5 protein-coding genes are annotated in these 11,814 nt (G+C 74.9%); 3 read left to right on the top strand and 2 right to left on the bottom strand.

Annotation, left to right across the window (positions count from 1 at the left end):
• The 3 genes from ETD85_RS53735 to ETD85_RS53725 all read left to right on the top strand — a co-directional run.
• Positions 1 to 1,716, top strand: a 1,716-nt coding sequence (locus ETD85_RS53735) for a hypothetical protein (protein WP_206059461.1), incomplete at its 5' end; no start/stop codon positions are given.
• Entirely contained in the window at positions 1,713 to 7,061 is a 5,349-nt protein-coding gene (locus ETD85_RS53730) for a hypothetical protein (RefSeq protein ID WP_138697592.1), read from the top strand. The genes ETD85_RS53735 and ETD85_RS53730, both read left to right, overlap by 4 nt.
• Positions 7,054 to 8,910, top strand: a complete 1,857-nt coding sequence (locus tag ETD85_RS53725; RefSeq protein WP_138697591.1) for a hypothetical protein — start codon at positions 7,054 to 7,056, stop codon at positions 8,908 to 8,910. The genes ETD85_RS53730 and ETD85_RS53725 overlap by 8 nt, the downstream gene beginning before the upstream one ends.
• Here ETD85_RS53725 and ETD85_RS53720 read toward each other — a convergent pair.
• Complete coding sequence (locus ETD85_RS53720; protein ID WP_170247343.1) at positions 8,878 to 9,699, bottom strand: AfsR/SARP family transcriptional regulator; 822 nt, start codon at positions 9,697 to 9,699, stop codon at positions 8,878 to 8,880. The genes ETD85_RS53725 and ETD85_RS53720 overlap by 33 nt on opposite strands.
• A 176-nt stretch (positions 9,700 to 9,875) precedes the next feature.
• A partial coding sequence (locus ETD85_RS53715; protein WP_338087256.1) for a sensor histidine kinase occupies positions 9,876 to 11,814 on the bottom strand: 1,939 nt, incomplete at its 5' end.

Genomic DNA, 11,814 nt, shown 5'->3' with positions numbered 1-11,814 from the left:
GCCCCGGCCCACTCCCGCGTCGCCGCCCCCGTCCCGTCCGGCCCCTCTCTCCCGCCCGATTCCTCCGCCGCGCCGGGTTCCGCCGGAGCTACCGTGGGAGGGGATCCGGCAGAGCAGGTGGCGATCGGCTTCCGGGTCTCGACCAGCCAGGTCGCCGCGGCGCCGCTGTCGCCCGCGATGCGGCGGATCACCCGCCCTGGGTCGCGGCTGATGCGCGCGCTGCCGTTCAGCGCGGGCCGGCCACCGGAGGCGCTGGTGCCGCGGATGGACGACGAGCCCGACTCGGTCACCGCGGCCGCGCCCAAGGAGACGCCCGCCGCGGTCGTCACGTCCGAGCAGCTCGACGCCGTACTCCACCCCGTGCCACCCCAGGCGGAAGGCCCGGCGGGCGGCGCGGTGGCCGGGAGCGCGAGGGTCGTGCTCGATCCGGTGGACGGCCTGCCGAGAAGCCCCGACTTCGTGCTGCGGCCGATCGGCGACCCGGTCGCCCCGACGCCCGGTGCCAACGACAGCCCCGAGGCGCTGCGGTACAAGGCCGCCCTGCGCGAGCTGTACCAGGGCCTCGGCGTCGCCACCGCGGTCGGCCGGGCGGAGCCCCGCAGGCGGCTGCAGGTCGACGACGCCACCGCCTCCGTGCTGGCCGGTCTGGGCGCGGATCACACGGTGCCGAAGAACCTGCTCGAATCGGTCGACCTGCCCGAGCGGCTGCGGCCGTTCGCCGACCGGTTCATCGAGGCCATGGCGTACCCGGTCTTTGACCTGCCCACCTACCAGGCGCTGCTCGACCTCGGCGTGGACGCGTTCGTGCCGAACCTGAGCCTGCTCCCGGCGAACTCGATCACCCTGCTGGAGAACAACCGAGAGTTCATCGAGTCCTACCTGGCCGGGCTCAACCACGAGATGGCCAGGGAGCTGCTCTGGCGGGAGTACCCCACCGACCAGCGCGGCACGCCGTTCAGGCAGTTCTGGGACCCCGGCGCTGCGCTGCCCGTGCCGGGTGAGACGCCGCAGCAGCGCAGGGAGCGCGGCTACGACATCCCGCCGATGCACACCTGGCCCCTGGACGGGCTGCTCGGCGGGAACGGCAACCGCCCGCCCGCCGTGGGCCCGCGCAAGAACGACCTGGTCCTGGCCATCCGCGGCGAGCTGCTGAAGAAGTACCCCACCGCGGCCGTCTACGCGCACAAGGCCGCCTGGCCGACGGGGAACGACGGCCTGCCGGACCTGACCAAGGAACGCACGCTCGCGGACGTGCCCGACGGCGCGGTCCCCGCCCGGGACCGGATCCGCCTCCCGCTGTACGAGGCCAAGATCGAGCCGGACATCTACCTGCTCGGCTTCGACCTCGACGCCGAGGAGGCGATCGGGAGCCCGCCGGACGACGCCGGCTGGTTCTTCGTGCTCAAGGAACGCCCGGGCGACCCGCGCTTCGGCCTCGACGACGGCCCGCCGGCCCCGGTGGAGGTGTGGAACGACCTCTCGTGGGAGGACGTCGACCCGCACCACCACGGCTTCATCGAGCTCGACCCGGGCACCACCGTCCCGCTGGCCGCGTTCGACGGCTCCGAGGACGACCAGGAGAAGCAGGAGCAGCGCGGCGAGGACGAGAACCTGCCGCTCTGGTACTCGGGCCTGAGCTCCGCCGACCTCGCCTACATCCTCTTCCAGGTCCCGGTCCTGGTGGCCGTGCACGCACAGGAGATGCTCCCGCGATGACAGATCTCCCGACGCCGCCCGGCCAGGCCGTGGCCGCGAACCAGCTCAGCGACGACTTCCCGGTCCTGCTCGGCCCGGTCCGGATCGAGACCAGGTTCACCGCCACCGAGCTGCTCGTTCGGGTGTTCCCCGACGAGTGGGCGGTCGACAAGTTCGAGCCGCAGCCCACCGAGGCCGAGATCGCCGCGATCGACGCGTACTGGATCGCCCGCTGGGCCGCCGGCGGCCGCGCCGCCCTGCTGCAGGCCGCCTGGCGGGAGCTGACCGCGCGGGTGCCCGCCGGGCGGGCGAGCTGGCTGCTCGGCACCCGCGTGCCGGCGAACCAGTCAGAGGAGCCGGCCGGCGTCCCCGCGGGCACGACCGTGCTGGTGGTCGCCGGCCCCCAGGCGCCGGCGGCGAACAACCGGCAGCCCGCGATCACCTACTGGAGCGCCGTCTGGCGCGCGCACGGCGACCGCGCCAAGCAGCGCGATGCCGACATCGCGCTGCTGGCCGCCGTCGGCGCCACCCGGGCGAACGCCATCAAGGCGGGCCGCCCGGCCGGGCTGGAGGCCGCCCCCGTGGACCCGGGCGACGACGTCCTGGTGGCGTTCCTGGTGCTGCCGCCCCTCGCGGCCCAGTCCGTCGCCGGGCAGTCGTGGACCCAGGGGGCCCGCGCCCGCCTGCTGCCCGACCGCTTCGTGGCCATCGGCTACGTCGGCGGGCAGCAGGTGGTGTCGGTGACCGGGGCGGCGGTGCCCGCCACGCTGGCCGTGAGCCCGCAGCCGGGCGCCGATGACCAGCTCACGATCAACGAGCAGACCGGCGCGCTGCACGTGCCCGACGAGCTGCGCTGGCTGACCGACTTCGACCGCGCGGTGATGGTCGGCATGGGCCTGCGCATCCCGCTGGACGACCGCAGCCGCGGCGGCCTGGACCGGCTGGTCGTGCTCGGCCTGCGGCAGCAGTCCACCCCGGCGCAGTCCGCCGCCGACCTGGCCGGGCTGATCACCCGCCAGCTCCGCAGCCCGTCCGGGTACAGCCTGCTGCCCCAGGGCACGCCGACCAACAACACCGAGGAGCAGCCGGCCGGGCAGGACCCCGGCGCGGAGGCCGACGCGGGCCTGCGCGCCGCGGCGGGGCTCGCCGCCGCCGGGCTCATGCCGGCCGGCCTGGCCGCCGCCCTGACCGACGGGGCCGCCGCCGGCTGGACCACCAGGACCGACGGCCTGCAGTTCGCCGAGCTGCTCGGCCTCGATCCCGCCGTGCTGGACGGCATGCCGAACGCGGACGGCACCGACCAGCGCGACGCCCGCGCCGCCAACATCGCCCTGTGGCCGGCGACCTGGGGCTACTACCTGCGGACCGCGCTGAACCCCGTCTTCGGCCCGGCCGCGATCGACCAGACCAGGGACTTCTTCCTCAAACACGTCTCGGGACGCGGGCCGCTGCCCGCCGTCAAGATCGGCAGGCAGCCGTACGGGATCCTGCCCACCACCGCGTTCTCCCGGCTCGCCTGGCCGGACTCGCCCACCGCCGGGCACCGCCGCGGCCTCAACCAGGTGCTCACCGCCGCCGCGCAGGACTGGCAGGCGGCCACCGCCAAGGTCAGCCGCCTCGTCCCCGACGCCCGCCCCGGCGACCCGGACACGCGCGACCCGCACCAGGTCCTGCTGGACATCCTCGCGCTGCACCCGACCTCCGCCGAGTTCTACCAGCGGTACGCGCTGAGCGTCGAGGACATCTTCAACCGCGAGAACCTGGGCGGGCTCGGCGGCACCGTGCTGCCCGCGCTGGACGGGCTGAACATGCCCGGCCCCATCCGCGCCCTGCTGGCCCGCTTCGGCCACCCCGGCTCGCGGCCGGATCCCGACCTGCTGCGCCGCCTGTTCGTCGACTTCCAGCAGCCGCTGCTCGCGCCGGCGATCGACGACCGCCCGCTCTCCGAGACCGGCAGGATCCGCGACTACACCACGGACCACAGGAACTACGTGCGCTGGCTCGCCGACGCCGCCGGCACCGACCTGGACACGATCAGGCTGGAGCTCGGCTTCACTGGCGACACGCCGCCCGCCGCCCTGCTGTACCTGCTGCTGCGCCACGCGGTGCTGCTGGGCTGGGCGGACGCCGCGCGGAACCTGGCCGTCGCGGCCGGCGTCGCCGATCCGGCCGAGCTGGCCGCCGACCCGCCGTTCATCCACATCCGGATCCCGGGCCCAGGCCAGGCCGCGGTGACCGAGAGCAGGTTCCGCCGCCTGTACTCGCCCGAGCCGGCCGTCACCGGCAGCCCCGACCAGCTGCTGAAGGCGTACATCCCGGGCGTCCTGCAGCAGAGCCCGGGAACCGCGCAGCTCGCCGAGCAGGTCGAGGCGCTGCGCCGGCTGGCCGACCTGCCGACCGCCCGGCTGGAGCGGGTGCTGGCCGAGCACATCGACTGCGCCACCTACCGGCTGGACGCCTGGCGGCTGGGGCTGGCCAATGAGCGGCTGGCCGAGCTGCGCTACGGCCCGGCGGGCACCGCGCCGGCCAGGCGCGGGCTGCACCTCGGCGCGTACGGCTGGCTGGAGGACGTGCGGCCACGCGCGCGGCAGCTCACCCCCGTCCAGCTCAGCGGCCCGCTCGCCGAGGTGTTCAAGGGCAGCACGCCGCTGCTGCACGATCCGGAGAACGGCGGCTTCGTGCACGCGCCCTCGCCCGGCCACGCGCGCACCGCCGCGGTCCTGCGGGCCGGGTACGTCGCCAACGGCTCGGAGGCCAACCCCGGCGCGTTCGCGGTGAACCTCAGCTCCGAACGGGTCAGGGTCGCGCTCAGCCTGCTCGACGGGATGCGCCAGGGCCAGTCGCTGGGCGCGCTGCTCGGCTACCGGCTGGAGCGCGGCCTGCACGACCGGCACGGGCAGGCCGAGGTGGACGTGTTCATCGGCGCGCTGCGGCTGGCGTTCCCGCTGCGGGCGGGGAAGATCTCCGAGACGGCGACCGGCCAGGACGAGCCGGTCGCGATCGAGCAGGTCGAGGCCCGCAACGTGGTGGACGGCCTGGCCCTGGTCCGGCACGTGACCCGCAACGACGTCCCGCGGACCTACCCGTTCGGGCTCGACGGCGAGCTGCCGCCGGCCGACGCCGCCCAGGCCGCGGCCATCACCGCGGAGGTGCTGCGGCTGATCGACGTCAACGACGCGCTGGCCGACCTCGCCGTCGCCGAGAGCGCGCACCAGGCGCTCGCCGGCAACGCCGAGCGGGCCGCGGCGACGCTCGACGCCTACGCCAAGGAAGGGCTGCCGCCCGAGCCCGCGGTGGTCGAGACGCCGCGGAGCGGGGTCACGCTCACCCACAGGTTCGGGCTACGGCTCAGGCCGGGGCTCGACCCCGACCACGGCTCGCCGCGCGGCAACCCGCCCAGGGCGCAGGCCGAGCCCGCCGTGGACGACTGGCTGCCCGGGCTGCTGCCGCCCGCCTCGAAGGTCGCCGCCCTGGTCACCTGGACGGACCCGGTCGAGAACGAGGCCCGCAGCCGTACGGTCACCCAGGACGACCTCGACCTGGGCCCGATCGAGCTGCTGTGGTCGCTCAGGCCGGCGGGGGAGGCGGCGATGACCGATCTGGACGACCGGATCGTCGGCGTCGTCGTCGACAAGGACAGCCCGCGCCCCGACGCCGAGCTGACCATCCGCTACACCGAGCGGATCGAGGACAAGATCACCTTCTTCGAGCTGTCCCCGCTGGTCGCCGCGCTGCGGTCGCTGCTCACCACGTCCAGGCCGCTGCGGCCGACCGACCTGATGCCCGCCGCGGGCGGCACGCCGGTGGATAGGGGCGCCGACGACGCCGTGACCCTGCCGAGGCAGCGGATCACCGCGGTCCGCGGCTCCCTGACCGACCTCCGCGAGGAGACCGACGACTACATCGGAGACCTGGTACGGCTCTACCCGGCGCCGCCCGCGCCGCCGCGCCGCGCCGACGTGCTGCGCCAGATCGACACCCTGCTCGCCCGGTACGCCGGCCTGGCCGCCACCGCCGCCCGCTTCGGCATGGTGCGCAGCGGCTGGAGCGAGCTGGCCGCCTGGCGGCGTGGCGTGTACTCCGGCGTGCTGGCCGCGGTGGCCGAGACCGCGACCAGGATGGGCCGGGCGCTGGCCGACGCCGACGCGATACTCGACCGGTACGACGATCTGCACCGGGACACCCCGGACGCCGAGCGCTTCCGGCTGCTGCGGCAGGCCGAGCGGCTGCTCACCACCCGGCCGGCCGCCACCCTCCCGAACCGGCCGTCCCAGTTCCGCACGAGCGTCGGCGCGAAGCGCAGGGCCTTCGACAACCGGCTGGAGGACCTCGACGACGTGGCCAGGACCAGGCGGACGACGCTGAGCGGCCTGCTGGACGAGGTCGATGACCAGCTGCCGCTGACCGACCTCGACCCGGCCGGGCTGGACCTGAGCGCGGTGCACGACCAGATCGTCGCCTTCGGCGGGCAGCTGCTGGAGCGGGCCCGCGCGCTGCGCGCCGAGATCACCGACCGCCTCGCCACCGCCGCCGCCCGCCTGGCCGACTACGACAAGGCGGTCACCGGACCGGACCGGGTGCAGGCGGGGACGGACGCGCTGCGCGCGCTGCTCGGCGCGGACGTGCTCGTGGTGCCCGAGTTCACCGCGTCGGCCGAGCTGGCCGGCGACATCCGCAAGGCGCGCGACGACAGCGACAAGCTGATCCGGCACCTCACCCAGCCGCCGATCGGGCGCGACTTCCCGGTCGACGACTGGCTGCACGGCATCGCACGGGTGCGCGACAAGCCCCGCCAGTGGGAGCGCGTCATCCTGCTCGCGGACGCGCTCCGCGGCGACGACGGCCTGCTCGGCAACCACCCGGACGACGACGACCCCCAGCTCGTGCCGATCCAGCTCCCCTTCAAGGCCAACGACCGCTGGCTGGGCATGGAGTTCGCCCCGGGGACGGCCATCACCGAGGACCGGCTGCTGTTCACCGCCCACTACGCGACCCGGCCGCAGCCCGGCGACGACGTGACGCAGTGCGGCCTGCTGTTCGACGAGTGGACCGAGGTCGTCCCGGCCGCGCGCGAGACCACGGGCGTCGCGGTGCACATCGACGCACCCGACTCCGCGCCGCCGCAGGCGATGCTGCTGGTCAGCCCGCCGGTGAAGACCGGTACGTGGAGCCTCGACGACCTGGTGGCCGCGGTGAACGAGACGTTCGAGCTGGCCAGGAGCCGGGCCGTCGAGCCCGGGCACCTCGACGACACCGCGTACGCCCATCTGCTGCCCGCGACCCTGCTCTCGGCGACCAGGCAGCCGATCACGATCAGCACCGACCTCGCGGTCGCAAACGTGCGCTGGAAGGCGGACCATGACTGAGCTGCGCATCGAAGACCTCCCGGCGGCGTTCGCCCGCCGCGACCATCCGACCGTCGGGGTGTGGAACCGGCTGGAGGGCCGCCCGCGGACCACCGACTTCGGGCGGGCGCTGCGGGCGGAGATCCGCGACCCGCTGTGGCTGCTGGCCAGGCAATGGCAGATGGGCGAGTTCCGCGGCGCGGACGCCGGATCGCCGGTGACCGCCACCTACTCCGTCTCGGCCGCCGCCCCCGGCCGGTTCCGGCCGGAAGGCGGGGACGGGAGCCCGGCGGGACCGCTGCCGGGCGGCCGGCCGCTGGAGACCGTGGCCGAGCGGCGGGCGCTGCCGTTCGCGTTCGGCTCCGAGCCGATCTCGTTCGACCTGCGGCTGGCGATCGGCCGCCGCTGGCTGAAGCTGGTCGGGCGGTCCTCGTCGTTGCGCCCGACGAACGTACGCGACCAGTACGTCCAGCGCTATCCCATCGCCCTGCCCGACCCGGAGTCCGACGCCGACCTCCAGCGGGTCGCCCACCCGGAGGTCTGGGCGAGCACGCAGGCGTTCGCGGGGCGGCGCATGGACGGCTACCTGCTCTACCGGCACGTCAAGACGGGCGGGAAGGCGTCCGACGGCATCAGCGCCGGCTCGCAGCAGCGCCGCGCCGAGCTCGACCAGCTCGGCAACCGCCTGGTCGCCTGGTTCGACGCGCTGATCGACCAGCCCGGCGGGGTGACCGAGAACCGCCCGGACGGAGACTCGGCCTGGGACCCGCGGCGGCTGGAACACCGGTTCTCCGTGTCCGCCGCCGGGCCGTCCGGTGGCGAGCGGGTGCTCACCGCGCCCGAGTACCCGGGCGGCGAGCTGGACTGGCACGCGTTCTCGGTCGCGCCGGGCGACACGCTCGGTGGCACGCAGCCGGCCGCGACGACGATCAACCGGACCGTGTTCCCGGTGCCGGTCCGCTTCTCCGGGATGCCGCTGCCGCGCTGGTGGGCGCTGGAGGACGGGCAGGCGAACTTCGCCGCCGTCACGCCCGACAGCACCGACCTGGCCCGGCTGATCTTCCTGGAGTTCGCGCTGGTCTTCAGCAACGACTGGTACCAGCTGCCCTGCGACCTGCCCGCGGGCACCCTGACCACGATCCAGGGGCTCGCGGTGACCGACGTGTTCGGGCAGCGGCTGTGGATCACCCCGGCCGGCACGGGAGCCGGGCAGGACTGGCAGCGCTGGTCGATGTACACGCTGGACACCCTCGGCGACGCGCCGGCGGGCACGGACGGCGGCCTGCTGCTGCCGCCCGGCGTGCCGAAGGTGGCCACGGGACCGGCGCTGGAGGAGGTGTCCCTGGTCCGCGACGAGAACGCCAACCTGGTCTGGGGGATCGAGCAGACGGTCCGGCTGGCCAGCGGCGAGGGCGGCAGCGGCGACGAGGCCGCCGCCGAGACGCTGGCCTACCGGCGCAGGCTGCACCCGCAGCCGCCGCCGGACGACCCGCGGGCGGCGATCGCGTACGAGGTGATGAGCTCCGTGCCGGAGAACTGGATCCCGTTCATCCCGGTGCACGTGCCCGGCGACAACCGCAGCGTCCAGCTCCAGCGCGCCGCCATGCCCGGCGCCGTGGACGCCGCTCCGGTCCGGCCGCGCACGACGCTGCTGCGGGCGGGCTTCGACGCCGGGCGGCCGTACTTCATCAACGAGGAGGAGGTGCCGCGGACCGGCACCAAGGTCACCGTGGCCTACAACCGCACCCGGTGGCGCGACGGCCGGCCTGTCGTGTGGCTCAGCGCGCAGCGCGGCACCGGGCGCGGCGAGCGCTCCAGCGGCCTCGGCTTCGACCTGCTAACCGCCACGTCCGGCGAAGGAGGCGGCTGAGGCGGGGACGGTGTCCAGGGCGGGGTCGTTGCGCAGGACCTGGCGGTGGATCTCCGCCAGCCTGGGCGACGGCTCCACCCCGTGGTCCTCGACCAGCACGGCACGGGCGGCACGGAAGGCGGCCAGCGCCTCGGCCTGCCGTCCCGACCGGTACAGGGCGGTCATCAGCTGCCCCCACAGCCGCTCCCGCGTCGGATGGGCGTGGACCAGCCCCTCCAGCTCGGCCGCGGCCCGCGCGTCGAGCCCGAGGACGAGCGTGGCGTCGAGCCTGGCCTCGATCGCCGAGAGCCGCTCCCGCTCCAGCCGTGCGGCCTCCGCCGCGATCCCCGGATGCCCGTCGAACTCGGCGAAGGCGTCACCCCGCCACACGTCCAGCGCGGCCGTCAGCCGCTGCACGGCGACCTGCGGCAGCCCGGCGTCCAGCGCCTGCCGGCCCGACGCCGCCAGGCCCTCGAACCGCAGCGCGTCCAGCGCCGTCAGGTCGGCTCGCAGCAGGTAGCCCGGCGGGCGGGTGACCAGCGCGTCCTCCGCGCAGGGACCGCCGGCCCGGCGCAGCGCCGCCCGCAGCCTCGACACGTACGTGCGCACCGTCCGCTGCGCGTCCGCCGGCGGGCGGCCCCGCCACAGCTCGGCCACCAGCGTCTCGACCCCGACCGCCCGGCCGCGCGCGACCACGAGCCGGGCCAGCACCCCCCGCAGCCGCGGGCCCCCCAGCTCCACGGCCTGACCGTGTACGGCCGCTTCGAACGGCCCCAGCACCCTTAATTCCAGTACCCCTGATTCCGCCATGGCTCCCCCCGGCGTCGTCGTCCCCGTCACCGAACCCATTTCGCTAGAAAGGCGTTCCACCCCGTTCCATGCGGCTCCCTCCGGGGACCGGCTTGACGAGGCTCCCTCCCGGGTCTGGCCAGACGAGACTCTCTCGGGTTCGGCGCGGCTCACAGGTGTGGCCTGCCGGTGTGCCCTCACACCGGCAGCGGGAGCACCGCGGTCACTTCGGTGCCGCGGCCGTCTCCCGGCCCGATCGCGCAGGTCCCGCCGATCTCGGCGGCCCGCTCGCGCATCGAGGTCAGCCCGACCCCCGGCGACGGCGACTCCGGCAGGCCGGTGCCGTCGTCGGCGACCGACACCCGCAGCGCCTCGGCCCCGAGCTCCAGCGTGACGAGCACGGACCCGGCCTGCGCGTGGCGGCGCGCGTTGGTCAGCGCCTCCTGGGCGATCCGGTACGCGGCCGTCTCCACCCCGGCCGGCAGCCCGTCGAGCGGCCCCGTCACCGCCACCTCCACCTGCGGCCCCGGCCCCTGCCCGAACGAGCGCAGCGCGCCGGCCAGCCCCAGCTCGTCGAGCGCGGGCGGGCGCAGCCCGTCGACCAGCTCGCGCACCGACCTCAGCGTGCTGGTCATCTCCTCGCGCACGCCGGCCAGCAGCTCGTCCGCCGACGCCGGATCGCGTTCCAGCCGCCGCCGTGCCTCGTCGAGCCGCATCGTCACGCTCGTCAGCGTCGGCCCGAGCCCGTCGTGCAGCTCCCTGCCGAGCCGGCGCCGCTCGTCGTCGCGGGTCGCGCTGATGCGCTCCCGCGAGTCGCGCAGGTCGGTGCTCAGCCGGACGGCCTGCGCCAGCTCGGCCAGGTGCCCGGCCATGACGGACTGCTGCTCCCTGCTCAGGCGGCCGCCCGCCAGCAGCAGCCGCCCGGCCCGCGTGCCGTGCCAGGTCAGCTCGGTCGCCCGCGGCCGGGCGCCCAGCTCGCCGTCCACGAAGGACAGCGCGGGCTCGCCCGACACCTCCACGCCCACGCCCCTGGCCCCGACCAGGGAGCGCACCGCGGAGATCGCCTCGGCCAGCGCCTCCGACGGGTCGCCGGCCCGCTGCACGGTACGGCTCAGCAGGTCGGCCGCACGGTACGGGTCGCGTTCGACGTTGAACAGCCGGTCGACCGAGCGTTGCAGGCGCAGCCGCACGGGATGGAAGGCCGCGCCCGTGGCCATGGCGGCGACGAGCCCGGCCACCGCGCCGTAGTCGCCGGCCACGCTGCTGGAGGCCCACATGAGCACCGAGTAGGTGACGCCGGCGACGACCGCGAGCGAGCCGTACACGAGCGTGCGGTTGAGTATCAGCCTGATGCCGTAGAGCTGGTGGCGCAGGACTGCGGCGATGATCGCGATGGGGATGCCGGCCGCCGCGAAGATGCGCAGCGCGATGACGACCTCGTCCGTGGTGCCCGCGCTGGCGATCCAGTAGCCGACGAAGATCACCATTGCCCAGAAGTACCAGGTGATCTGGCGGCGTACCTCCGGCGGCGACGCGCGGTACCTGAAGCCCAGGGAGACCACGCCGAGCAGGCAGAGCAGGATCATCGGCGGACCGATCCAGGACTCCACGACCTGGGGGATCGTGCCCAGCGCCGCGACGCCGAACGGGTTGCCCATCGGCATGCCCAGCTCGAACGACGGATCGGGGGACAGGCCCAGCAGCAGCGAGTGCCCGACCATGAGCGCGAGGTTGCCGTACAGGACCGGCCGCCACCGCCTGGACGGCAGCCGCCCGTCGGGGAACAGCAGCGGCATGATCCCCGTGAACGTCGGCACCGCCCACAACCACAGCCAGATGGCCGGCCACGCGACGTACGGCGTCAGCGGCCCCGGAGCGTACACCGACATCCAGACCGCCAGCGAGAACAGCAGCGAGTACACCGACCAGACCACCCCGGTGCCCCACATCAGCCACGGAAACAGCAGTCTGGGCCGCCGCGAGATCAGGAACGCTCCAGCGAGCGGGAACATGAGCCCGATCGGGTCCACGCCCTGGTTCTCGTCCCACCACGGGACCTGGGCGCCCAGCCACGCGCTGGCCAGCACGGCCGGCAGCGACAGCACCGCCACCGCCCACACCGCGCCGATCCCGACC

Origin of the sequence: Nonomuraea zeae, from assembly GCF_005889725.1 — a bacterium.
Taxonomy (GTDB): Bacteria; Actinomycetota; Actinomycetes; order Streptosporangiales; family Streptosporangiaceae; genus Nonomuraea; species Nonomuraea zeae.
The sequence above is the reverse complement of the archived record's forward strand: the minus strand, read 5'-3'. Positions and strand labels throughout refer to the sequence as shown.

What these genes read in the sequence shown, in the direction of transcription:
- ETD85_RS53730 (WP_138697592.1), top strand. Translation starts at nt 1,713, where the DNA reads ATGACAGATCTCCCGACGCCGCCCGGCCAGGCCGTGGCCGCGAACCAG.
- ETD85_RS53725 (WP_138697591.1), top strand. Translation starts at nt 7,054, where the DNA reads ATGACTGAGCTGCGCATCGAAGACCTCCCGGCGGCGTTCGCCCGCCGC.
- ETD85_RS53720 (WP_170247343.1), bottom strand. Translation starts at nt 9,699, where the DNA reads ATGGCGGAATCAGGGGTACTGGAATTAAGGGTGCTGGGGCCGTTCGAA.